18 protein-coding genes are annotated in these 24,814 nt (G+C 70.7%); 9 read left to right on the forward strand and 9 right to left on the reverse strand.

Annotation, left to right across the window (positions count from 1 at the left end; genetic code table 11):
- The first annotated feature begins 74 nt into the window (after positions 1–74).
- From ACFYSH_RS05875 to ACFYSH_RS05885, 3 genes are all read left to right on the forward strand, one after another.
- Complete coding sequence (locus ACFYSH_RS05875) at positions 75–1,742, forward strand: ATP-binding protein (protein ID WP_388751078.1); 1,668 nt, start codon at positions 75–77, stop codon at positions 1,740–1,742.
- Positions 1,739–2,413 carry a response regulator gene (locus ACFYSH_RS05880; protein WP_359467813.1) on the forward strand — a complete coding sequence of 225 codons (675 nt, stop codon included), beginning with the start codon at positions 1,739–1,741 and terminating at the stop codon, positions 2,411–2,413. Before ACFYSH_RS05875 ends, ACFYSH_RS05880 begins: the two co-directional genes overlap by 4 nt.
- Positions 2,414–2,579: 166 nt before the next feature.
- Positions 2,580–3,203, forward strand: coding sequence for an XRE family transcriptional regulator (locus ACFYSH_RS05885; RefSeq protein WP_359467846.1), 624 nt, complete (start codon positions 2,580–2,582; stop codon positions 3,201–3,203).
- 67 nt (positions 3,204–3,270) lie between these two features.
- Here ACFYSH_RS05885 and ACFYSH_RS05890 read toward each other — a convergent pair whose 3' ends face one another.
- Complete coding sequence (locus tag ACFYSH_RS05890) at positions 3,271–4,296, reverse strand: ATP-dependent 6-phosphofructokinase (RefSeq protein ID WP_359467816.1); 1,026 nt, start codon at positions 4,294–4,296, stop codon at positions 3,271–3,273.
- A 264-nt stretch (positions 4,297–4,560) separates the two neighbouring features.
- Between ACFYSH_RS05890 and pta the strand changes: the two genes are divergently transcribed.
- The 5 genes from pta to ACFYSH_RS05915 all read left to right on the forward strand — a co-directional run bounded on the left by pta (position 4,561) and on the right by ACFYSH_RS05915 (position 15,494).
- Positions 4,561–6,642, forward strand: a complete 2,082-nt coding sequence (pta, locus tag ACFYSH_RS05895) for a phosphate acetyltransferase (protein ID WP_388751081.1) — start codon at positions 4,561–4,563, stop codon at positions 6,640–6,642.
- Positions 6,639–7,865, forward strand: a complete 1,227-nt coding sequence (locus ACFYSH_RS05900) for an acetate kinase (protein ID WP_388751083.1) — start codon at positions 6,639–6,641, stop codon at positions 7,863–7,865. The genes pta and ACFYSH_RS05900 overlap by 4 nt, the downstream gene beginning before the upstream one ends.
- A 74-nt stretch (positions 7,866–7,939) precedes the next feature.
- Entirely contained in the window at positions 7,940–9,367 is a 1,428-nt protein-coding gene (gene pyk / locus ACFYSH_RS05905; protein WP_359467825.1) for a pyruvate kinase, read from the forward strand.
- Positions 9,368–10,199: 832 nt separating this feature from the next.
- A complete protein-coding gene (locus ACFYSH_RS05910) occupies positions 10,200–14,843 on the forward strand; it encodes an RICIN domain-containing protein (RefSeq protein WP_388751266.1) in 4,644 nt (1,547 codons plus the stop codon).
- A 15-nt stretch (positions 14,844–14,858) separates the two neighbouring features.
- A complete protein-coding gene (locus ACFYSH_RS05915) occupies positions 14,859–15,494 on the forward strand; it encodes a hypothetical protein (RefSeq protein ID WP_359476710.1) in 636 nt (211 codons plus the stop codon).
- A 152-nt stretch (positions 15,495–15,646) separates the two neighbouring features.
- On the opposite strand, the gene ACFYSH_RS05920 is transcribed toward ACFYSH_RS05915, so the two are convergent.
- From ACFYSH_RS05920 to ACFYSH_RS05935, 4 genes are all read right to left on the reverse strand, one after another.
- A complete protein-coding gene (locus tag ACFYSH_RS05920) occupies positions 15,647–16,951 on the reverse strand; it encodes a hypothetical protein (protein WP_359476713.1) in 1,305 nt (434 codons plus the stop codon).
- A complete protein-coding gene (locus ACFYSH_RS05925) occupies positions 16,941–17,492 on the reverse strand; it encodes a DUF6114 domain-containing protein (RefSeq protein WP_359476716.1) in 552 nt (183 codons plus the stop codon). The genes ACFYSH_RS05920 and ACFYSH_RS05925 overlap by 11 nt, the downstream gene beginning before the upstream one ends.
- 96 nt (positions 17,493–17,588) lie before the next feature.
- Positions 17,589–18,212 (reverse strand): DUF6230 family protein, encoded by a 624-nt coding sequence (locus ACFYSH_RS05930; protein WP_359476719.1) that lies wholly within the window; start codon positions 18,210–18,212, stop codon positions 17,589–17,591.
- Positions 18,213–18,810: 598 nt separating this feature from the next.
- The gene (locus tag ACFYSH_RS05935; protein ID WP_359476722.1) at positions 18,811–19,782 is read right to left on the reverse strand and encodes a tetratricopeptide repeat protein; all 972 of its coding nucleotides are present in this window, start codon (positions 19,780–19,782) and stop codon (positions 18,811–18,813) included.
- Between the two features lie 317 nt (positions 19,783–20,099).
- Here ACFYSH_RS05935 and ACFYSH_RS05940 point away from each other — a divergent pair, with 317 nt between their 5' ends.
- Positions 20,100–20,735 (forward strand): TetR/AcrR family transcriptional regulator, encoded by a 636-nt coding sequence (locus ACFYSH_RS05940; protein ID WP_359476725.1) that lies wholly within the window; start codon positions 20,100–20,102, stop codon positions 20,733–20,735.
- 10 nt (positions 20,736–20,745) lie between these two features.
- On the opposite strand, the gene ACFYSH_RS05945 is transcribed toward ACFYSH_RS05940, so the two are convergent.
- The 4 genes from ACFYSH_RS05945 to ACFYSH_RS05960 all read right to left on the reverse strand — a co-directional run bounded on the left by ACFYSH_RS05945 (position 20,746) and on the right by ACFYSH_RS05960 (position 24,807).
- Complete coding sequence (locus ACFYSH_RS05945; protein WP_359476730.1) at positions 20,746–22,446, reverse strand: methylmalonyl-CoA mutase family protein; 1,701 nt, start codon at positions 22,444–22,446, stop codon at positions 20,746–20,748.
- Between the two features lie 82 nt (positions 22,447–22,528).
- Positions 22,529–22,861, reverse strand: a complete 333-nt coding sequence (locus ACFYSH_RS05950; protein WP_250288812.1) for a DUF3817 domain-containing protein — start codon at positions 22,859–22,861, stop codon at positions 22,529–22,531.
- Positions 22,862–22,916: 55 nt separating this feature from the next.
- Positions 22,917–23,426, reverse strand: a complete 510-nt coding sequence (locus ACFYSH_RS05955; protein WP_359476734.1) for a MarR family transcriptional regulator — start codon at positions 23,424–23,426, stop codon at positions 22,917–22,919.
- Positions 23,427–23,457: 31 nt separating this feature from the next.
- Positions 23,458–24,807 (reverse strand): MFS transporter, encoded by a 1,350-nt coding sequence (locus ACFYSH_RS05960; RefSeq protein ID WP_359476737.1) that lies wholly within the window; start codon positions 24,805–24,807, stop codon positions 23,458–23,460.
- Between the last annotated feature and the right edge of the window lie 7 nt (positions 24,808–24,814).

The raw sequence follows: 24,814 nt of genomic DNA on the forward strand, positions 1-24,814 counted from the left end.
CTTGCGTTCATATCGTTCACAGATGGTTTCGAGCCACCTTGGGCCGCGTGCCCCCGCCAGGCAGACTGGATGCCATGCGCCTGCCCCGAACCCTCCCCCGCAGCCTGGCCGGCCAGCTGTTCGCGATGCAGGCCCTGCTCGTGGCCGCGGTCGTGGCGGGGTGCGCCTTCTTCGCGTACGCCTCCGGCCGGGACCGGGCGGAGGAGACCGCGGCCCGCCAGGTGCGGGCCGCCGCCCTCGCCATGGCCGGATCGCCGTCCGTGCGGGAGGCCATCCGTACCCCGGACCCGTCCGCCGTACTCCAGCCGTACGCCGAGCAGGTCCGCGAGGACACCGGGATCGCCTTCGTCACGATCATGAATCCGCAGGGGGTCCGCTGGACCCACCCCGACCGCTCCCAGATCGGCAGGAGCTTCATCGGTCACACCGACCGCGCGCTGCTCGGCGAGACCTTCGAGGAGACGTACGCCGGCACGCTCGGCCCCTCGATACGGGTCGTCACGCCCGTGCACGACGGCGACCGGATCGTCGGCCTGGTCAGTGCGGGTATCACCGTCGAGCGGGTGTCCACCCAGGTACGTGAGCAGCTCGGTGCCCTGGGGACCGCGGCGGGTGCCGCCCTGGCGCTCGGCGCGCTCGGGACGTACGTGATCAACGCCAGGCTCCGGCGGCACACGCACGGGATGAACGCCCGGGAGCTGAGCCGGATGCACACGTACCACGAGGCGACGCTGCACGCGGTGCGCGAGGGGCTGCTCATGCTGGACGGGCAGCGCAGGGTCGCCCTGATCAACGACGCGGGCCGGGAGCTGCTGGGGCTGGCGCCGGGGGCGGTCGGGCGCAGGGTCGACGAGCTGGAGCTGCCGGCGCCGCTGACCGGGGCGCTGCTGGCGTCCGGGCCCCGGGTGGACGAGGTCCATCTGACGGTGGACCGGGTGATCGTCGTCAACACCAGCCCGGTGGTCGGCGGTGAGCGGCGCGGCACGGTCGTGACGCTGCGGGACCACACGGAGCTGCAGGCCCTGTCGGGCGAGCTCGACTCGGAGCGCGGCTTCACCCAGGCGCTCCGCTCGCAGGCCCATGAGGCGGCGAACCGGCTGCACACCGTGGTGTCCCTGATCGAGCTGGGCCGGGTCGAGGAGGCGGTGGAGTTCGCGACGGCGGAGCTGGAGCTGGCGCAGGTCCTCACCGACCGTGTGGTGGACGCGGTGGCCGAGCCGGTGCTCGCCGCCCTGCTGCTCGGCAAGGCGGCGCAGGCCAACGAGCGCGGGGTGGAGCTGGTGCTCGCGGAGGACAGCCTGATCGACGACGGGGCCCTGCCGCCCTCGCTGGCGCCGCGTGACCTGGTGACGATCCTCGGCAATCTGATCGACAACGCGGTGGACGCCGCGTCGGAGACGTCTGCGGGTGACGTCCCCGGTCCCGTGCCCGCGCAGCGCTCCGCGCCGCAGGCCCCTCTCCGGACGGTCACCGTGACCGCGCGGGCGGAGGCCGGCGAGTTGCTGCTGCGGGTGGCGGACACCGGCGCCGGGATCGGCCCGGACGACGCGGACGAGGTGTTCCGGCGCGGCTGGACGACGAACGGCGCGGGCCGGGGCCTGGGCCTGGCGCTCGTGCGGCAGGCGGCCCACCGCAACGGGGGGACGGTGACGCTGGGCCGGGCGCCGGACGGCGGCGCGGAGTTCACCGTGCGGCTGCCGCTCGGCGCCCGCACGGCGGGGCCGGAGGTGGTCGCGCCGTGATCAGGGTGCTGGTCGTGGAGGACGACCCGGTGGCCGCGGACGCCCACCAGCTGTACGTGGGCCGGGTGCCGGGCTTCGAGGTCGCCGCCGTCGCCCACTCGCGGGCGGAGGCCGTACGGGCGCTGGACCGGACGGAGATCGATCTGCTGCTGCTCGACCTCTACCTGCCCGACGGGCACGGTCTGCAGCTGCTGCGCTCGCTGCGTGCGGCCGGGCACGGCGCGGACGTCATCGCGGTGACGTCGGCGCGTGATCTCGCCGTGGTGCGGGAGGGCGTGTCGCTCGGTGTCGTGCAGTACGTGCTGAAGCCGTTCACGTATCCCACGCTCCGGGACCGGCTCGTGCGGTACGCCGAGTTCCGGGCGGCGGCCGGGGAGGCGAGCGGCCAGGAGGAGGTGGACCGGGCGCTGGGCGCGTTGCGGGTCTCGGACCCGGTCACGCTGCCCAAGGGGCTGAGCGGGCCGACGCTCGAGGCGGTGACCCGGGCTCTGCGGGAAGCTTCGGACGGGGTGACCGCGGCGGGCGCCGGTGAGGGGCTGGGTATCTCCCGGATCACCGCCCGCCGCTATCTGGAGCACCTGGTGACGGTCGGCCGGGCCGTGCGGAGGCCGAGCTACGGCCAGGTCGGCCGGCCCGAGTTGCACTACCACTGGGTGGCTGGAACTCGCTGATGGATCAGTGCCACGCCGGAGCCGGCGCCCTAGGAGGATCGTACGAAGGGTGAACTGTGAGGAACAGGCTGTAGCCAGGCCGTTCCCAGGCTTCTACGGTGGGGCCGTGCACCCCACACCACCCTTCAACGCCCCCGCCGCGCGCCGCCTCCGCGAGGCGCTGGGAATGGCTCCCGGCCATGTTGCGTACGGCCTCGGCGCCCAGTACGGACTGACCGTCACCGCTGAGACCGTGATGGCCTGGGAGCGCGGTACAGCACTGCCCGGCGAGCGCGAACTGAAGGCGCTCGCCGGTGTGTTGTGGTGCGCGCCCGGCGAACTCCTGACCGCTGCGAGCACCCTGCGCGAGCACCGGCTGGCCCGGGACATCGCGGTGGAGGACCTGGCGCGGACGCTGGGGATGACGGCCGCCGCGTACCAGCGGACCGAGGAGTCGGGCCGCTGGCGCGGCAACGAACGCCAGGCCGTGGCGCTCTGCGGGGCGCTGGACATGTCGGCGGCGCAGTTCCTGACGGCGACCGGCCGGAACGAGGAGCTGGCGGACCTGCTGAGCAGGGCGGTCACGACCCGCTGGCAGGCGTACGTGAAGCCGGTGGACAAACTCGTACCGCTGGACCGGGTCCTGGTCCAGAACGTGCTGGAGCAGCTGCACGCCGACTACCAGGCGCTGACGATATCGACGTTGAGCTGGAACCCGACGGCCCGGGACCGGGCCGGGACGACGGATGACCCGGGGCGGGAGTTCCTGGACCGGGTGGTCGAGGAGTTCTGGCGGACGGCCGGGATCTGAGCCCGGGAGTGACGGCGGCCCCCGCCGTCCGCGAGGACGGCAGGGGCCGCGTGTGCGTGTGCGGGCCTCAGAAGACCGACTCGGCCTCGTACATCCGGTCGGCGGGAACGGTCTTGAGCCGGGTCACGGCGTCCGCGAGCGGGGCCATCACGATCTCGGTCCCGCGCAGCGATGTCATCCGGCCGAAGTCGCCGCGGTGCACGGCCTCCACGGCGTTCCACCCGAACCGGGTCGCGAGCACCCGGTCGTACGCGGTCGGCGTGCCGCCGCGCTGTACATGGCCGAGAATGACCGGCCGGGCCTCCTTGCCGAGCCGCCTCTCCAGCTCGGCGGCCAGCCGGTTGCCGATGCCCTGGAAGCGCTCGTGACCGAACTGGTCGATCTCGCCCTTGGCGTACGCCATGGAGCCCTCGGCCGGGTGCGCCCCTTCGGCGACACAGATGACGGCGAACTTCTTGCCGCGCGCGAAGCGTTCCTCGACCATCTTGACCAGGTCGTCGACCTGGAAGGGCCGCTCCGGCAGGCAGATGCCGTGTGCGCCCCCGGCCATGCCGGACTCCAGCGCGATCCAGCCCGCGTGGCGGCCCATGACCTCGACGACCATGACCCGCTGGTGCGACTCGGCGGTCGTCTTGAGACGGTCTATGGCCTCGGTCGCGACGCCCACGGCGGTGTCGAAGCCGAAGGTGCGGTCGGTGGCGGAGATGTCGTTGTCGATGGTCTTCGGGACGCCCACGACGGGCATTCCGGCGTCGGACAGCATGCGGGCCGCGGTGAGCGTGCCCTCGCCGCCGATCGGGATCAGCGCGTCGATGCCGTAACGGTGGGACAGTTCCGCGCAGTTCTCGGCGGCCTCGCGCAGACGGTCGCGCTCCAGGCGGGCCGAGCCGAGGATCGTGCCGCCGCGGGCCAGGATGCCGCTGACGGCGTTCAGGTCGAGAGGCCGGAAGTGGCCGTCGAGGAGCCCCTTGAAGCCGTCCTCGAAGCCGATGACCTCGTCACCGTGACCCACCACGGCGCGGTGCACGACCGAACGGATCACAGCGTTCAGGCCTGGGCAGTCGCCGCCTGCGGTGAGAATTCCGATGCGCATCCTGCTCTGTCTCCTGCTCGCTAGTGCCATGCATTCCGGGGACCCGTCGTGAAACCCCCGTACCGTGAGCCACGACGATTGTCCCACGCCGGGCCGGGCCCCCGCGCTTCCGGCCTCGTCGGCAGGGGCGGCGAGGCCGCAAGCGGCGCGGAGGACGGTGCCGGAAGCGGGCCGCCCGAGGCGTCGTGCTCGGCGGGCGACTCACCTGCCCCGGTAGGTATCGTCGAAGGGACGATGCCAGCCGAACAGGACAGGAGAGCACGCGTGGCGCGCAGCGTGTACGTGACCGGGATCGACCGGGGAGACGGCCGGCAGGTCGTCGATCTGGGAGTCATGGAACTACTGACGCGTCAGGTGGACCGGGTCGGTGTCTTCCGGCCGCTGATCCACGACGGGCCCGACCGGCTGTTCGAACTGCTGCGGGCCCGCTACCGGCTCTCGCAGAGCCCGGAGACGGTCTTCGGACTGGACTACCAGCAGGCCTCCGCCGTCCAGGCGGAGAAGGGTACGGACGAGCTGGTCTCCCTGCTCGTCGAACGGTTCCACCGGGTGGCCCGCGACTACGAGGTGGTGCTGGTGCTCGGCAGCGACTTCGCCGCCACCCAGCTCCCCGACGAGCTCGCCCTGAACGCGCGGCTCGCCAACGAGTTCGGCGCCTCGGTGATCGCGGTGGTCGGCGGCAAGGACCAGGACGCCGAGTCCGTACGGGCCGAGACGCGCAACGCCTACCGGGCGTACGCCGGTCTCGGCTGCGACGTCCTGGCGATGATCGTGAACCGGGTGGCGTCCGGGGACCGCGAGGACATCGCCGACCGGCTGAAGGCGCAGCTCCCGGTCCCGTGTTCCGTCCTGCCGGACGATCCCGCACTCTCCTCGCCCACCGTCGCCCAGATCACCACGGCCCTGGGCGGAACGGTTCTGCTGGGCGACGACTCGGGCCTGGCCAGGGACGCCCTGGACTTCGTGTTCGGCGGCGCGATGCTGCCCAACCTCCTGAAGGCGCTGACCCCGGGCTGCATGGTCGTCACCCCCGGCGACCGCGCGGATCTGGTCGTCGGTTCGCTCGCCGCGCACAGCGCCGGCACTCCGCCCATCGCGGGCGTCCTGCTCACCCTCGACGAGCGCCCCGGCGAGGAGATACTCCGGCTGGCGGCCCGCCTCGCACCGGGCACCCCGGTCATCGCGGTGACCGGCGGCTCCTTCCCCACGGCGGGCGAACTCTTCGCCCTGGAAGGCAAGTTGAACGCGGCGACACCCCGCAAGGCAGAGACCGCCCTCGGCCTCTTCGAGCGCCATGTGGACACCGGCGCCCTGCTGGAGCGCATCTCGGTGGCCCGCAGCGGCCGGGTCACCCCCATGATGTTCGAGCACGAGCTGCTGGAACAGGCCCGCTCGAACCGGCGCCGGGTCGTCCTCCCCGAAGGCACCGAGGAGCGCGTCCTGCGCGCCGCCGACGTGCTGCTCCGCCGCGACGTCTGCGACCTGACCCTTCTCGGGGACACCGACGCCATCCGCAAGAAGGCCGCCGACCTGGGCATCGACCTCGGGGAGACGCAGCTCGTCGACCCGCAGACCTCCGAGCTGCGTCAGAGCTTCGCCGAGCGGTACGCCGAGCTGCGCGCGCACCGCGGGGTGACGGTGGAACTGGCGTACGACGTCGTCTCGGACGTCAACTACTTCGGCACGCTGATGGTCCAGGAGGGCCTGGCCGACGGCATGGTCTCCGGTTCGGTGCACTCCACGGCCGCCACGATCCGCCCGGCGTTCGAGATCATCAAGACCAAGCCGGACGCCTCGATCGTCTCCTCGGTGTTCTTCATGTGCCTCGCGGACAAGGTCCTGGTCTACGGCGACTGCGCGGTCAACCCTGATCCGGACGCCGAGCAGCTCGCGGACATCGCGGTGCAGTCGGCGGTCACCGCGTCCCGCTTCGGTGTGGACCCGCGGATCGCGATGCTTTCTTACTCGACGGGCACCTCCGGCACCGGGGCCGACGTCGACAAGGTGCGGGAGGCCACCGAGCGGGTACGCGCCTCACGACCGGACCTGAGGATCGAGGGGCCGATCCAGTACGACGCGGCGGTCGATCCGTCCGTCGCCGCGACCAAGCTGCCGGCGTCGGAGGTGGCGGGCCAGGCGACGGTACTGGTCTTCCCGGACCTCAACACGGGCAACAACACCTACAAGGCCGTCCAGCGCTCGGCGGGAGCCGTCGCGGTCGGCCCGGTCATGCAGGGGCTGCGCAAGCCGGTCAACGACCTCTCGCGCGGCGCGCTGGTGCAGGACATCGTGACGACCGTCGCCATCACGGCGATCCAGGCGCAGGACGAGGAGCAGACCGGATGACTGCCACGCACACCACCGGCGACCGGGCCAGCCGGGTGCTGGTGCTCAACTCGGGTTCCTCCTCGGTGAAGTACCAGCTCCTGGACATGCGCGACGGCGCCCGGCTGGCGACCGGCCTGGTCGAGCGGATCGGCGAGGCGGACTCCCGGCTGGTGCACACACCGCTGAGGAGCGGGGAGCCCCGCGAGCGCACCGGCAGGATCGCCGACCACGAGCAGGCGCTGAAGGCCGCGGCCGAGGAGCTGGCGGCCGACGGGCTCGGCCTGGACTCCCCCGAGCTGGTGGCGATCGGCCACCGCGTGGTGCACGGCGGGCTGAAGTTCAGCGAGCCCACCGTGATCACCGACGAGGTGCTGAAGGAGATCGAGCGGCTCGTCCCGGTGGCCCCGCTGCACAATCCGGCGAACATCACCGGGATCCGTACGGCGCAGGCGCTGCGGCCGGACCTGCCGCAGGTCGCGGTCTTCGACACGGCGTTCCACACGACGATGCCGGAGTACGCGGCGCGGTACGCGATCGACGTCGAGACCGCCGACGCGCACCGCATCCGACGTTACGGCTTCCACGGCACCTCGCACGCGTACGTGTCGCGCAGGACGGCCGAGCTGCTGGGCCGGCCGGTGGCCGACGTGAACGTGATCGTGCTGCACCTGGGCAACGGCGCCTCGGCCTCGGCCGTGGCGGGCGGGCGGTGCGTGGAGACGTCCATGGGACTGACCCCCCTGGAGGGGCTGGTCATGGGGACGCGTTCGGGGGACATCGACCCGGCCGTCACCTTCCACCTGAAGCGGGTGGCGGGGATGTCGGCGGACGAGATCGACGTCCTGCTGAACAAGCGGAGCGGTCTGGTCGGTCTCTGCGGCGACAACGACATGCGGGAGATCCGGCGCCGCGTGGACGAGGGCGACGAGCGCGCCACGCTCGCGTTCGACATCTACATCCACCGGCTGAAGAAGTACATCGGCGCCTATTCGGCGGTCCTCGGCCGGGTGGACGCGGTGGTGTTCACGGCGGGGGTCGGGGAGAACTCGGCACCGGTGCGGGAGGCTGCGCTCGCGGGACTGGAAGGTTTCGGCCTGGCCGTGGACGCGGACCGCAACGCCGTACGGTCCGGCGAACCGCGGCTGATCTCGCCCGATGACGCGCGGGTGGCGGTCGCCGTCGTCCCTACCGACGAGGAGCTGGAGATCGCCGGTCAGACCTTCGCCCTGGTCGACAACTGAGCGGGCCCGCGCCCCTTTGTATCTTCCACCAGACGGAATATTCCGCAGTGAAACAAACCGATAGGATCCGCCTCATGCGCCGTTCCAAAATCGTCTGCACCCTCGGTCCCGCCGTCGACTCCCATGAGCAGCTCGTCGCTCTGATCGAGGCCGGCATGAGCGTGGCCCGTTTCAACTTCAGTCACGGTACCCACGAGGAGCACCAAGGCCGTTACGACCGGGTCCGCAAGGCCGCCGCCGAGACCGGCCGCGCGGTCGGCGTGCTCGCCGACCTCCAGGGCCCCAAGATCCGTCTCGGGAAGTTCGCCGAGGGTCCCGTCGAGCTGGTCCGCGGGGACGAGTTCGTCATCACCTCCGAGGACGTGCCCGGCGACAGGTCGATCTGCGGCACCACCTACAAGGGGCTGCCCGGCGACGTCACCAAGGGTGACCCGATCCTGATCAACGACGGCAACGTCGAGCTGAAGGTCGTCTCGGTCGACGGCCCCCGGGTCACCTCCATCGTCATCGAGGGCGGTGTCATCTCCGACCACAAGGGGATCAACCTTCCCGGTGCGGCGGTGAACGTCCCCGCGCTGTCCGAGAAGGACGTCGAGGACCTGCGGTTCGCCCTGCGGATGGGATGCGACCTGGTCGCGCTGTCCTTCGTCCGGGACGCCGAGGACGTCAAGGACGTGCACAAGGTGATGGACGAGGAGGGCCGCCGGGTCCCCGTCATCGCCAAGGTCGAGAAGCCGCAGGCCGTCGAGCACATGGAGGGCGTCGTCGCCGCCTTCGACGGGGTGATGGTCGCCCGCGGTGACCTCGCCGTCGAGTATCCGCTCGAGAAGGTCCCGATGGTGCAGAAGCGCCTCATCGAGCTGTGCCGCCGCAACGCCAAGCCGGTGATCGTGGCGACCCAGATGATGGAGTCGATGATCACCAACTCGCGGCCGACGCGCGCCGAGGCGTCCGACGTCGCCAACGCGATCCTGGACGGTGCGGACGCCGTCATGCTGTCGGCGGAGTCGTCCGTCGGCGCGTACCCGATCGAGACGGTCAAGACGATGGCGAAGATCGTCGTCGCCGCCGAGGAGGAGCTCCTGTCCAAGGGGCTCCAGCCGCTGGTACCGGGCAAGAAGCCGCGTACGCAGGGTGGTTCGGTCGCCCGCGCGGCTGCCGAGATCGCGGACTTCCTGGACGGCAAGGCGCTGGTCGCGTTCACCAAGTCCGGTGACACGGCACGCCGCCTCTCCCGCTACCGCGCCGCGCAGCCGATCCTGGCCTTCACCACGGAGGAGGCCACGCGCAACCAGCTGGCGCTGAGCTGGGGCGTCGAGTCCTACGTCGTTCCGCACGTGGACAACACGGACGCCATGGTCGACCTGGTGGACGCCGAGCTGCTGAAGCTGAACCGCTACAGCGACGGCGACACGATGGTCATCACGGCCGGCTCGCCCCCCGGTGTCCCCGGCACCACCAACATGGTCCGGGTCCACCACCTGAGCGGCGAGCGCGCCTGACGCTCCCCGCCGCACGACGACGGCCCGCGTTCCGGTACGTACCGGAACGCGGGCCGTCGTCGTGCGGCGCCATCGGCGCGGCGGCCGGAACGGCCGCCGCGGGCTCTGCCGGTCCGGGTACCGCAGGCGAGGGCCCCTGGCTCTCCCCCTGTTCACCTCAGGTGCTTTTTTCAGTCAGCTTGATCTGTCCCTGACCATCAGACCCTCACAGCTCCCACACAGAGAGCCCCTTGCCGTCGACGGCCACCTGCGCAGGCCGGTACGTCACTCGGTTGTGTCGCAACAGACCAATTCACGCCAACCGGTGTACCCCAATCATCTTTTCCTGCACCCAGAAGAGTCGACTTCTATCTAAAGTGACGCTGCGCCTGACCGGATCTCTCTCTTGTCCGCGATCGTGCAACGTCGTTCACGCGACCGGGGGCACAGTGACGCCGGGGGGAAGTCATGTCGCGATGCAGCAACATCGGCAATCCGCGTCTCTCATTCCGGCCGGACACCGCCGCTCCTGATGCCGTGGGGCGGGCCGGACGGCCCGCCCCACGGCATCTCCGAGCCGACCGGCGGTCGCCTCCCGGTCGCGTCCGCCCTTCATGCAGAGGATGCGCAGTTGCCTGCCATATCACCAGGGTCGCCCAGACCGGCGCCCCGACGGTCCGTGCGGTCCGCCCGCATCGTCCCGCCCCTGCTCGCCGTAGCCCTCCTGACCGCGCTCGGAATCCGCCCGGACCTGGCCGACCGGTTCGCCGACCCGGCCACGGAACCGGTCGGTGCGTCCTACGACTGGTACGAGGACACCGCCGCCGAGCAGTTGCGGCAGGACCAGTGCCTGATGAGTGACGTCCTGCGGCTCGGCGGGTCGACCATGGCCCAGACCGCGCAGGACGGTCTCGGCAAGACGCCCGAACAGCTCCGTGTCCTGGCGAACCGGGACCACTGGGAGGACACCCCCCTCGCGACGGCCTACACCAAGGACAGAGAGGCCGCGAGCGCCGAACTGGACGCCCTCGACGCGCTTCACGAAGGCTGGAAGGCCCCTGTCTCCGGTCTCGAAACACCGGCCGGCTTCACCCAGGCGGCTTTCCAGTGGCCGCCGGGCACCAGCAACGACGGCCAGAAGGACTTCCACGAGCAGACCGGCCTGACCACCTGGATCGCCGATCGCTTCTGGAAGGACGAGAGCGACTTCTACGAGGACCCCACTCCCCTGGCGGACGACGCGACACTCCAGGCCGTCAAGGACCTGGGCACCCCGCTGTACGGGAAGGACCCCGACCCCGGCCTTCCCTCGGACGAGTGGAACCGCGCGCTCGCCGAGCGCGATGCCTTCGAGCACCTGACGGACTGGCCCCTGGAGCCCGCCGGCGCGGACAACGCCGGCCTCTTCCTCGCCTCCGGCGGGTTCGCGCGTACCGCCCCCGACCCGGGCACCCCGGAGCACCGCATCGCGGTCGAGGACCTGAAGTCCCGGTTCGCCGCGTGCGCGTGGCGTGACCCGATCGACCCGAACAAGGCGCTGGGCGGCATCTCTGCCACCGCGGCCACCGAGTGGCAGCAGGAGATCGCCTCTCAGGCCACGCAGCGCGACCAGATCCTGAACGCCAACAAGGACGCCACCAAGGCGCTCGCGGCCGGGTCCGAGGCACTGGGCCAGATGCTGGGCCACTCATGGGTCGCCGACCACCTCACCCGTTGGCAGGACTACTGGTCCTCCGGCGGCGTCGGCTGGATCGGCAGCTCACCGACGGTGATCCAGGTCCCCGGGGCGTCGGGCAAGTGCCTGGAGGCCGCCGGCGGCGCAAAGACCAACGGCACCGCCGTCCAGATGTACACGTGCAACAACTCCGCGGCGCAGATGTGGGAGGTCTCGGGTGACGACGCCGGTCTGCATCTGCGCAACGTGAACTCCCAGAAGTGCGTCGACGTGTCGTCCAACAACACGGCGAACGGTACGAAGATCCAGCTCTGGACGTGCAACAGCTCCCCGGCGCAGACCTGGGAGTACAACGTCCGGGCCACCACAGCCCTGCAGAGCGTCGGGACGGGCAAGTGCCTGAACCTGCCGTCGTTCACGAACGGCCAGGACGCGCTCACGTACACGTGCAACACCACCAGCGCGCAGAAGTTCACCGTCAAGGTGTCCGCGCACAACGGCACCCTTCCGCCGACGGCTCAGTTCGACAAGGCGAAGAAGGGGATCGCCGCCGCCCAGGCCTCCGCGAAGGCGCAGCTCGCCGTCCTCAGGACGCAGGCCGCAGCGGCGGCGAAGGCCGGCACGACCAGTGCCGCCGCCGAGCAGGCCGCCTATGCCGTGGCGGATGCCAACGGCGCGCCGCGTGGCCGCGGTCTGCTGGTCGGCCTGCAAAAGGCCCAGGTGACCCAAGGCGCCGCCGCCGCTCTCACCGCCATGGTGAAGGCGGGTGAGACCGCCGAGGCAGCGACCCGCGCCGCCGCCGGTGACAGCGCGACGATCGCGCAGCGGGCGCTGGCTCAGGCCGCCCAGTCGAAGGCCGAGTTCCGCAAGCAGGCGGCGTACGCCGCGGAGTTGCAGGCGAAGGCGGCCGCGGACGCGGCCAAGGTCCACCGCGACAATGCCAAAAAGGACAAGGAGACGGCGGAGGCGAAGCTCGCCGAGGCCCTGAAGGCCGAGGGTGATGCCAAGACGGCCGCGGCCGAGGCCCACGCCAAGCGGCTCTCGGCAGAGGCCGAGGAGCTGACGGCCAAGGCGGAGAAGGAGACAGCGGCCGCCAAACAGGTCGAGGCGGCCCAGCACAAGCAGAACGCCCAAGCCCAGGCATCGAAGGCGAAGACCGCGCAGGAGAACGCGGAAGCGGCCGAGGGCACCGCCGTCACGAAGCAGAAGGCCGCCGAGACGGCCCGTGACAACGCCAGGAACCTACGGGACGACGCGTGGGACGCCGAGCAGGAGGCGGACGCCGCACGCGCCAAGGCCTACGCGAAGAACGCGTTCGCCGAGGCACACGAGTCGGACAGCAACGCCCAGGAGTCCCGGGCGGCGGCCGACGCCGCGGCCCGGCACGCCGACACCGCCGAGACGGCGGCCGCGGCCGCCCGTTCGGAGGCCGACGCCGCGACCCAGGCAGCCGCGGATGCGGACGCCGCGGCCACCCGTGCCGAGGCGGCCGCCGAGCGTGCGCGCTCCGACGCGGACGCCGCCCAGGCGGCGAAGCTGAGGGCCGACGCGGCGGTGAAGACCGCGACCAGCGCGGCGGCCGACGCGATCGCGGCCTCCCAGCACGCCGCCTCGGAGGCGAAGACGGCGGTCGAACTGGCCGACGAGGCCGAGGCACAGGCCAAGACCGCCAAGTCCCACGCCGACGTGGCACAGCAGGAGTGGCTCAAGGCCGTAGCGGCGTCGGTGAAAGCCGCCGGCCATGCGTACGTCACCGCACAGACCGCCGTGGACGCCGGCAACGCCGCCGCCCAGGTCGCCGCCCCCGCGAACGACGCCATCCAGCTCGGCTCGCCCTACGTCACCAGGGACTCGGCCGCCGGGCTGGTGGTCCTGACCGGCCAGGCGTCGAAGACGATCGCCGAGCAGCAGAAGGCCGTCGCGGAAGCCCATGCCGAGAACGCCGCACAGGAGGCTGCGAGCGCCAAGGTCATCGCCGACACGGCGCAGGGCGACGCCAAGGCCGCCTACCAGCACGCGGCGAACGCCGCCGGCCACGCGGCGGACGCCCGCGGATACTCCAAGGAGGCGCTCGGCTACGCGGCAGCCGCCGCCACGGCCGCATCGAAGGCCGCGGCGTCCCTGGCCCGGACGATCGAGTACGGCCGCCAGGCCACCGCGGACGCCGACGCCGCTGACAGGGCCGCCGGACGGGCCGAAGGGTACGCCGTCGAAGCCCGCAGCTCCGCGGACCAAGCCGCTCTCGACGCCCAGGCGGCACGCGACGCCGCAGCAGCGGCGGAAGAGGCGGCGGAAGCAGCGCGCGCGGCCGCCGAGCGTGCCGATACGGCGGCCACCGCCGCCGAGGAAGCCGCCAAGGACGCCCAGAAATACGCGGAGTCCGCGCAGGAGGCCGCCGAGTCGGCCGAACGCAAGGAGGCCAACCAGCAGGTGTCCACCGGCGCCGGCACGGGGATCGGGGGAACGTTCTACGTCGTCGACGACATCAAGGTGACGAAGGCCGATCAGCAGAACCCCTGCGAGATCAAGATCGGGTTCGAGGGCTGCGAGGTGACGTTCACCGTCCACTTCGACGCCACGCTCGATTTCTACGTGTGCACCGACCCGAGCGTCCCGGCCACCCGGTCGGGGTGCCCGCAGGAGGAGACGGTCTTCCTGGAGACCAAGACCTTCCCGAACCAGACGAAGGAGGTGACGAGCTACTTCAGCAAGCTGGACGTCATCCAGCAGACGATCGTCTACCAGGTGCTCAAGGAGATCCTGGTCGGGGACTTCGTCGACTGCTGGCACGGCAGTGTCAGCGGGTGTGCGTGGGCCGCGTCCAACTTCGTGCCGGGGAAGGCGATCGAGAAGGTCGTCGAGGGAATCCGGGCTCTGGACGCCGCCATGCAGACGGGCATCGGCGTCGCGGACGCTTTCAAGGCGCTCAGAACGCTGGACATCGACCCCGCGACGCTCGCCGACGTCCAGCGGTCGGTGAACGCGTACGAGGATCTGCGCACCGCGTGCACGATCAACAGCTTCCCCAGGGAGACCCGGGTGCTGATGGCCGACGGCACCAGCAGGGCGATCAGTGAGGTGGGCCGGACGGACCGGGTGCTGGCCGCCGATCCCGTCACCGGCGAACTCCGCCCCGAGCAGGTGCTCAGCACCTACCGGCACGACACCGACCGTCTGGTGGACGTCGTGCTGGCCGACGGCGGCCAGGTCTCCAGCACGGTGGGACACCGTTTCTTCGTCGTCGGCGAGGGCTGGACCGTGGTGGCCGACCTGACGGTGGGCGACCGGCTGCGGACGGAGGACGGCGAGGTACGGGCCGTGGCCGCCCTCAGGGAACGGGCCGCCCCGGCGGACCGGACGGTCCACGACCTGACCGTCGACAACCTGCACACCTTCTTCGTGCTGGCGGGTGACTCACCCGTCCTGGTCCACAACTGCAGCAACCTCGTGGCCGACGCGCAGAAGTTCGCCGGGCAGGCGCACATTCTCAGCAAGCACACGACGTCCGAGGCCACCGCCCTCACGCGGGCCCAGGCCGACGGCGAGAAGATCAGCGTGTTCGACAACGTGGGAACGGCGCAGGCGGTCGTCGACCAGATCCTGGCAGCGAAGGCCGCCGAGATCGCCAAGTGGATGCGGGGCAGCCAGCAGCAGAAGACGCTGAGGGGCACGATGGGCGGCAAGGACAACTCGCTCGGTTTCGTGGCCCATCCCGACGGCAGGACGGTCACCCGCACCGGCAACCAGTTCGTCATCGTGCTCAAGCGGGCGCCGGGGCACAAGCCCGGCGGGTTCTACGTCTACACCGGGTACCCGGTGTAAGGGAGGAGATCGCCGATGGACCGGTCCACGGAGTTCACGTTCGGTGTCCCCTGGGTCATGAGCTTCTTCCACCAGGACTGGACGCTGGACGCCTCCACGGAAGCGGAGGCCGTGGCCGGTCAGTTCGTGGAGGAGCTGGAGCCGGAAGCCGTACTGCTGGTGCGCCGTGACGCCCGCCTCCTCCACGACGCGCTCCCGGCCGACCACGTCACCGTGCTATGGGAAGGGTGCGTGGAGGGCGGCGAGCGTTTCTTCCACCGCGGCCGACTCACGGACGGTGCCACGTGGATGTGGCAGTTGATCGATCTGTGCGATGCCTGGCTCGCCCGCCGTCCGGACCGCGTGACGCTGTCCGAGGCGGACCGATACGAGGGGCGGGAGCTGGTCGGCCGGGTCCGGGCCGCCGTCGAGGAGTTCGACGGCGTGCTCGACCGGGATGTGGTCCGGGCACTCGTCGGGTGCGTCGATCGCTGCACGCCGGATCTCGCCTTCCGGCTGCTGCTGCGTGCCCTGCCCATCAGGAGTGACGCGCTGTCCCCGCATTACCTGCGCCTGTCGAGAGAGCGATACACGCGACTGGAGGAGCTGGGGAGAGCGTTCCGGTACGGGAAGTACGTCGTGGGCGACATCGAGTACCTCGTGGAGGCGTAGCGCCCACACGGTGACCGGTACTCCGCTACGACATGGCTGCGGGCCGCCCCCTCGGTGAGGGGACGGCCCGCGGTGCTGTGCGGCTCCCGAACGGATCGGGTGGGGCCTGGCACGCACCTCACGTCCGGCCTGACCCGGACGGAAGGCCCTGGCTAGCTGTTGCCGCCGGTGAAGTAGTTCGACAGGCCCGGCACCGTGAGCGTGCCCCCGAACTGGCCGGCCTGGATCACCGTCACGTCGGTGAAGAAGGCGAAGGGGACGTTCAGCGGCGGAGGGGTCTCCGGGCTGAAGGTGATCGGGATGAGCCCGAAGAGGTTGCCCTCGAGCTTCTCCGTGTACATCGTCACCTCGCCGTCACGGATTGTCGACGTGGAGCCGCTGCGCGCCTTGACGTGCCCGGTCGTTCCGGCCGGGCCCTTCGTCAGCTGGTGCAGGTCCCTGATGTCGATGGAGCCGGCTGTGAACTTCAGGACCTTCTTGACGTCGCCGCTGTACGTCTTCACCTCGACGATGCCCGCGTAGTCCAGCCCGTTGAGCGTGAGCTTCGAGCTCTCCAGCGTCCACGGCGCGTCCGGGAGCAGCGGGACACCCTGCTCCAGTTCGGCCGCGGCGAGCGCCTCGGGGTCGGCGGTCGGGCAGGGGAAGCGCTCCTTGGCGCCGTCCGGGATGTCCTCGTCCTTCACGGGGTCGAGGCCCTTGACGTCGTCGTCGAGCTCCTCGACGTCCTTGCCCGCCTTCTCGGCCGCCTCACGGATGGCGTCGGTGGTCTTGCCGACCGTGTCCTTCGCCGCATCCGTCGCCTCCTCCACCGGCTTCGTGGCGGAGGCGCTCTCCGACGGCTCCGGGCTCTCGGCGGTGGCGCTGGGGGACGGCGCGGCCGTCTCCTTGTCCGGTCCGTCGAAGACGTCCTTGAGCGCGTCACCGACACCCAGTGGGTCGAGGGGGTTCTTCGACTCGGTGGGCGAGGGAGTGGCCGAGGTGTCGGCCTTGCCCCCGGCGGTTTCCTCGGGTGTGTCCTCGTCGGACGCACTCGCACTCGCGGAGGGGCCCGGCGTCGCGGCCCCGTCGTCCTTGCCGTCGTCGTCCTTCGGGCCGGCGTCGCCCTTGCCCTCGTCCTTCGCGCCGGCGTCGTCCTTGCCGGCATCGTCGGACCGTGTGGCGCTCGGGGTCGGCTCCGCCTCGGGCTCCTGCGACTCCGACGGTTCGTCGGAGCGGGTCACACAGGGCCCGGGCGCGAACGGGATGTCCGAGCTGTCGTCGGCCATGGCCAGCTTGGGGGTGAACCCCATCCCCACGAAGACGGCCGTCGGCATCGCCGCGAGCGCGAACGCCTTCCTGCCCGCGGGCAGGTGCAGCTTCGTCAGGAGTGACTTCCTGGGCGCCGCGTGGCGGGGCCCTCTTCGTTCCGGAAGGCTCTCCGGCCCGAAGTCGTTCGTCCGGCTGTCGTCACCCCGCACGATGCCTCCTGCCGTCGGCCTCCGCCGCCACCTCGAACAGCGGCGGCCTCCGGGGGGCCTCAGCCGTGGCGTCGGCACCCTGACCGCGTTGCGGAACCTCGGTCCGGGCCACATGCGGGCCCTCGGGTTCCGGAGCGTCCTCCGCCTCGCCCGGAGCCCATGAGATGGAGAGGGCCCCGCCGAGAAGCGCGAACAGGAAGCCGATGACGAAGCCGCCTATGTTGGCGACGGGTATGGAGATGAGCGCGAGCAGGATCGCGGCGACCCCTGCGAACACCCGCACGATGTGGTGGAACCACATCGTGAGACCCAGCGTGACGAGCAGGACCCCGATGATCAGCGACCCGGCTCCGGCAGTCGTGGACATCGCGATCGTCATGTTGCCGAGATGCATGTTCGCGTACGGGAAGTACGCGATGGGTAGGCCACCCAGGATGGTGAACAGGCCCGCCCAGAACGGCCGGTTACCCCGCCAGGTGCGGAATCCCCGCCGGTGGACGGTGAGGTAGTGCTCGTTCTGCCCTGTGGACTCGGGGCTCATGGAAAACAGCTCCCTGGAACCGGTACTGCTGTGAGAAGAGAGGGGGTGGGCAGCCGGAGGCCCTCAGGGAGCACTCCGGCCACCCGGTCAGGTGCCTCAGAAGCACTGCTCGTCGGTACCGCTGTGCAGCCGCAGCTTCAGGTTGCTGAGCTCGAAGGTGCCGGCCGTGGTCGCCCACGCCACCTGCTCCACATCGGTCAGGACCGCTTCCTCCGCACGCTGCGCGAAGCCGTTCTTGTTGGCCTGGGTGCCCGGCTGGATGCCGGTGGCACCGAGGTCACCGGCCGCGACACCGATGTCGATGTTCTTGAACGCCGCGTCCGCGTCGAGCTGAGCGACGTCCAGGTACAGGTTGGTCGCCCTGACCGGCTTCTCCGGGTCGGTACCGGCCTCCAGCCTCAGCGTGACGCTGCCGAGGTCGAAGGGCAGGTTCGGCGTGACCACCGACTGGCACATGTTGGTGATCGTCGCACTGCTGAAGCCCGACACGGCCACCGGGTGGTGCTTGCCCGCCCCTGAAGCGACGTTCCCGTACTGGACGAAGTCCTCACCGACGAGCTTGTCGGTGCGGACCTTGAAGCTCTGGCCGGAGACGCTGAACGACGCGGCGAGCGCACCCTGCGCGAGCCCGACGCCGACCGCTGCGGTCGCGACGACGCTCGGCACCATGACCAGAGCGAAACGCTTCCATCTGGTACCACCGCGAACCTGCGAACTCATATATTTCCTCCTTCTCGGACGTACATCTCCGGTGCGGGCATCGTGCCCGTCCTGGGATGGGAGAAGTGCTACGTCCTCGGGAAGGAGAGCGCCCGGACCGGAGGCGCGTACCGCATCCGAATCACCGGCGATCACCCCCGAGCGACAACCACTGGCCGCGCGTCTGCGCAGCCGGTTCGGACAGGCCCTGCCGGGGCAGGAACCCCCCTGTCCGCGATCGGCGCCACTGCCGCCGACCACCCGGTGGGGAACCAACAGACCCACCTGCGCCGACTGGCCGTCGGGCCCGCGGGTATTGGACCGAGCGTGGCCGATCGTGGTGCATTCGCGGCTGTGACACAAGGGGGGTCGTTACTGACTGGTAACGACCCGATGACCGGGATGCGACAGGGGGGCACCGTCCGGCCACACACGGTGGCACCGAGGGGACGCGGAAATGACGGGATTGCGGCCCGAACCCGGACAGACCCGTAGCGGCGATTTACTGCGAGTAACAGTACGTTTGTTTATCAAGTTTTGGTAAAGCAAACGTGTTCATTGTCGTTCGCCCGCGAAAACGGCCGTGGGGCCCGGAGGGTCCCACGGCCGTGTTGTCACATCAGAACAAGACGCGCGCCAGGGCGGTACGGGCCGCGCTGACCCGGGGGTCGTCGGGGCCGATCACCTCGAAGAGCTCCAGGAGCCGGACCCGGACGGCGTCACGGTCGTCACCGAAATTACGGCGGACCGTCTCGACGAGCCGGCCGAACGCGTCCTCCACATGGCCACCCACGAGGTCCAGGTCGGCAGCAGCCATCTGCGCCGCCGGCTCGGCCGGGTTCTCCGCGGCCTCCTTGCGGACCTGCTGCGGGTCCAGGCCCGCGACACGGCCCAGCAGCTCGGCCTGGGCGAGGCCCAGCTTCGCCTCGGTGTTGACCGGGTCGTCGGCCAGCACACTCCTGTACGCCTGCACCGCGCCGTCGAAGTCGTTGGCGTCCAGCGCCTGCGCGGCGGCTTCCAGCTGTGCGTCGTACGGCCCGGCGGGCACCTCGGCGGGCTCGCCCTCCTCGGCTCCGGCGTCCGGGGCGACGGTGATCCCGGTGAGACCGAAACGCTCCTCGCCGACCTGGATCAGCTGGTCCAGCGTCTGGCGGATCTGACTCTCCGGGGCCGCGCCCTGGAAGAGCGGGAGGGCCTGCCCGGCCACCACCGCGAAGACCGCCGGGATGCCCTGGATCCCGAACTGCTGCATCAGCATCTGGTTGGCGTCGACATCGACCTTGGCCAGCACGAAGCGGCCGTTGTACTCGGCGGCGAGGCGCTCCAGGAGCGGGCCGAGCTGCTTGCACGGCTCACACCACTCGGCCCAGAAGTCGATGACGACGGGGACTTCGGTGGAGCGCTGGAGGACGTCGGTCTCGAAGCCCGCCTCGTCGACGTCGATCACCAGGGAGGCGGGTGCCACGGCACCGGTACCCCCCTGCCGAGCGGACTCCGCGCGGGCCTGCTCCGCCTTCGCCTTGGCGTCGCCGGCCGCCTTGACGGCGGCGAGGTCGACGACACCGCTCATGGACATGTTCCTAGGCTGCATACGTACATCCTCCCCCCTGCGCCCACTGTTCCGGAAAGCGATCCGTGAACCGCTTCCGCCCACAGCCACGCCGGTGTGCGCGGAGGCGGACGGAAACGGTCCCGGGGCCCTGAAAAACCCCGTGCTCGGAATCGGGTCCCCACCCGGTTCCTGTGGCTGTCGATCGGTCGTCGCGCGACGACGGACGAGCCGTCCGCCCTTACGCTACGCCCCGTAGCGTAACTGCCCAGCCCCCCTGCGGGGCAAGAGCCCCCGGTGATCTGTCTCACGGGCTCCCGGGCCGGTCAGTAGTACTTACCGGCCGGTATGGTCGCCGCATGCTGAGCCGCAGCCCAACCGGACCCATCCGTTCCGGACGTCCTCGCAGCGCCGAGGCCGATGCCGCGATCCTTGAGGCGACCCGTGCGTCGCTGGTCGACCTCGGCTGGTCGAAGCTGACGATGGGCGATGTGGCGACGCGGGCGGGGGTCGCCAAGACGACGCTCTACCGCCGCTGGGCGGGCAAGAACGAGCTGGTGGTGGACGCGGTCGCGGTCCTCTTCGACGAGCTGGAGCTGCCCGACCTCGGCAGCCTCGCAGCCGATGTGCAGGCCGTGGTCCTCCAGTTCGCGGCCCTGCTGGAGCGACCGGAGACCAAGACGGCGCTGATGGCCGTGGTCGCCGAGTCGACACGGGACGAGGCGCTGCGCGATCGCATACGCGCTTCGATCGTGACCCGGCAGAAGCACCTCGTGCTGCAGGGGCGGGAGCGCGCCCAGCAGCGAGGCGAACTGCCCACCGAGCCGGACGCGGTGGTGGCGGCCCGCACGGCGGACCTGATCTTCGACGTGATCGCCGGCGCCGTGGTGCACCGGACCCTGGTGAGCGCCGAGCCCGTCGACACCGACTGGGCCCGGCGCTTCACCCTGCTGCTGCTCTCCGGGCTGGGAACGGCCTCACCGCCACAGGACTGACGGCCGCCGGTCAGAAGCCGGGCGGCTCCGTGTAGACGCCCCACTCGTCGCGCAGCACCCCGCAGATCTCGCCGAGGGTCGCCTCCGCCCGTACGGCCTCCAGCATCGGGCCGATCATGTTCGAGCCGTCCCGCGCGGCGGCCAGCATCGCGTCCAGCGCGCTCCGGACCCTCGCGTCCTCACGGCCCTCCTTGCGCACGGCGAGCTCGCGCACCTGTTCACGCTCGACCTCGTGGCTGACCCGGAGGATCTCCAGGTCCCCGGTGACGGACCCGTGGTGGACGTTGACGCCGACGACCCGCTTCTCGCCCTTCTCCAGCGACTGCTGGTAGCGGAAGGCGGATTCAGCGGTCTCGCCGGTGAACCAGCCGTCCTCGATGCCTCGCAGGATTCCGGAGGTCATCGGCCCGATGGGGTGCCTGCCGTCCGGGTGCGCGCGGGTGCCACGCTCCTTGATCTGCTCGAAGATCTTCTCGGCGTCGGCCTCGATGCGGTCGGTGAGCTGCTCGACGTACCACGATCCGCCGAGCGGGTCGGCGACGTTGGTGACGCCGGTCTCCTCCATGAGCACCTGCTGGGTGCGCAGCGCGATTTCGGCGGCCTGCTCGGACGGGAGGGCGAGCGTCTCGTCCAGGGCGTTGGTGTGCAGGGAGTTGGTGCCGCCGAGGACGGCGGACAGCGCCTCCACCGCGGTGCGTACGACGTTGTTGTACGGCTGCTGGGCGGTGAGCGAGACACCGGCCGTCTGGGTGTGGAAGCGGAGCCACTGCGCCTTGTCGGTCCTCGCGCCGTAGGTGTCCTTCATCCAGCGGGCCCAGATCCGGCGGGCTGCGCGGAATTTGGCGATCTCCTCGAAGAAGTCGAGGTGCGCGTCGAAGAAGAAGGAGAGCCCGGGGGCGAAGGTGTCGACGTCCAGACCGCGCGAGAGGCCCAGCTCCACGTATCCGAAACCGTCGGCGAGGGTGTAGGCGAGCTCCTGCGCCGCCGTGGCCCCGGCCTCGCGGATGTGGTAGCCGGAGACCGAGAGCGGCTTGTAGGCGGGGATGTCGCGCGTGCAGTGCTCCATCAGGTCACCGATCAGGCGCAGATGGGGCTCGGGCTGGAAGAGCCACTCCTTCTGCGCGATGTACTCCTTGAAGATGTCGGTCTGGAGCGTGCCGTTGAGCACGCCCGGGTCGACACCCTGGCGCTCGGCGGCGACGAGGTACATGCAGAAGACGGGGACGGCGGGTCCGCTGATCGTCATCGAGGTGGTGACGTCACCGAGCGGGATGTCCCGGAACAGGACCTCCATGTCGGCGGCGGAGTCGATGGCGACGCCGCAGTGGCCGACCTCACCGAGTGCGCGGGGGTCGTCGGAGTCGCGGCCCATCAGGGTCGGCATGTCGAAGGCGACACTGAGTCCGCCGCCGCCGTTGGCCAGGATGGACCGGTACCGCTCGTTGGTCTGCTCGGCGTTGCCGAAGCCGGCGAACTGGCGGATGGTCCAGGTCCGGCCCCGGTAACCGGTGGCGTGGAGCCCTCGGGTGAAGGGGTACTCGCCGGGCCAGCCGATCCGCTCGAAGCCCTCGTACGTGTCGCCGGGACGGGGCCCGTACACGGGCTCCACCGGGTCTCCGGAGAGCGTGGTGAAGTCCGCGTCGCGCTTGCGGGCCTTGTCGTAACGGGCCTGCCAGCGACGGCGGCCTTCCTCGATCTCGTGAGCGTCCATGGGACAAATTTACTAGGACGTCCTAGTAACTGTCGATGGCAAACCGCCCGGCGCATCGCGCGGGGCGGTCAGGGCCTTCGGATCAGACCTTCACGGCCTGGGCGGAGCCGTCGGTGATCAGCGGCTCCACCTCCCGGACGACCTTGCGCTCGACGAAGAACGCGGCCGTCGGGATCGTGCCGGAGATCAGCACCCAGAGCAGCTTGCCGATCGGCCACTTGGCCTTGGAGCCGAGGTCGAAGGCGAAGATCAGGTAGATGATGAACAGGACGCCGTGGAGCTGCGAGACCGCGAAGGTCAGGCTCTCGCCGGTGTCGAATCCGTACTTGAAGACCATGCACACGCACAGGATCATCAACATGACGGCGGTGACGTAGGCCATCACCCGATAGCGGGTCAGCACGCTGCGTTTCATGACATCGAGCGTAACCGGGCGGCCGGGCCGGTCGTGCGGCACCCCGGCCTCGTGGCTACTTGTCCTCGAAGTCCTGGGCGGCCACCCGTAGCGGCCGGAGCATCGCGAAGATCTCGGCGCACTCCTCGTCGTCGTACGCGCCGAGCCCGAAGTCCATCGCCATCAGGTCCTGACTGGCCGCCTCGACGACCTCCCGGCCCTTGTCCGTGATGGAGGCCAGGGTGCCGCGGCCGTCGTTGGGGTTGGGACGCTTGTCGACCAGTCCCGAGCGCACCAGCCGGTCCACCGTGTTCGTCACGGAGGTGGGGTGCACCATCAGGCGCTCACCGATCTTGGACATCGGCAGCTCACCGGCCTGGGAGAACGTGAGCAGGACCAGCGCCTCGTAGCGGGCGAAGGTCAGCCCGTACGGTTTGACCACCGCGTCCACCTCGGCCAGCAGGATCTGCTGCGCACGCATGATCGAGGTGATCGCACCCATGGAGGGCACCGGCCCCCAGCGTCGCTGCCAGAGTTCTTCGGCGCGGGCGATGGGATCGAAGGGGAGGCTGAGCGGCTTCGGCACGGCACGACCTTACCCACTGGTCACTTGACGGTCAGCCCCGTCTCGCCTTTCGGTACCGGACACGCGTTCTACGCACCTCCGCGACCAGCAGGAGGGTGCAGACGGTGCCGACCGCGCCCGAGCCGGCGACCACCTGGTGCACCGGGAAGAACTCCGCGGCCAGTCCCGCGAGGGCCATACCGAGGCCCTGGGCCGTCATCAGGCCGGCGGTGAGAAGGGTCATGGCCCGGCCCCGCAACTGCTCGGGGACCGCCTCCACGAACCACTGGTCGAGCCCGACGACGTACGCCGCCCCGGCCCCGGCCAGCACGAGTGCGCACACGACCAGGGCCGTACCCGGGTGGAACGCGTAGAGCACCAGGGGCAGCAGACCGAGCGCGGCGACCGGCAGCACGATACGGGAGCGGGCCCGCGGACCGAGAGCGGTACCCACGTACAGCTCGGCTCCGATGTGGCCGACGGCCATGGCGCACATCACCAACCCCAGGGCGGCGGGGCCGGCGCCGATCGCGTCCGCGTACGGCGCCGCGAGGGCCTCCGGGGCCACCACGAAGAAGGCCGGCACCCAGAAGAGGAGCAGCAGTCCGCGCATCCGCCGGTCTCCGAGGACGGCGCGGGCGCCGGCGAGCGACTCCTTCAGCAGCGCGCCGCCGACGTCCCCGCCCGTGCGGGCCGGCCGGTCACGGGTGCCCAGGCGGAGCAGGACGGCCGAGCAGAGGAACGTGCACACGGTGATCGCGACCGCACCGCGCGGGGACACCGCGGTCAGCAGCACCCCGCCCACGCCGAAGCCGACGAGCACGGCGCTCTGCGAGACGAGGCGCAGCAGCGAGCGTCCGAGGACGTAGAGGTCGCCCTCACCGAGGATGTCGGCGAGGGCCGCTGTCCGTGTCCCGGTGAAGACGGGTGCCACCGCGGCCACCAGGCAGCGCAGCACGAGGAGCCCGCCGACGGGGGTGCCAGGAAGCACCATCACGGCGGCGCAGCCGGCGCAGACGAGGTCGCAGACGACCAGGACCCGGCGGGCGGGGTAGCGGTCGGCGACCCCGGCGAAGAGCGTGCCGCCGACGATGTACGGGAGGAAGCCGAGGGCGAAGGTGAGGGCGGAGAGCAGGGGCGACCCGGTGAGGTCGTAGACGAGCACCGTGAGCGCCAGCTCGCTGATGACGACGCCGAGGAGCGAGAGCAGGTGAGCGGCGAAGACGGCACGGAACTCCCGTACGGCGAGGACGGCGCCGTATCCCCCCGCTGCGGGGTCTGCCCCCGGAACGGAACCCGGGTCGGGCGAGGTGGTGCGTCCCGGGGGCAGGGCCGGGGACAGCGCCTCCGCGGCGGGCTCTTCGGGGGGTGTACCCGCCGGAGTGGTGGTGTCGATCGGCATGGGAGCA

It is taken from the genome of Streptomyces sp. NPDC005791, from assembly GCF_042871485.1.
GTDB lineage: Bacteria > Actinomycetota > Actinomycetes > Streptomycetales > Streptomycetaceae > Streptomyces.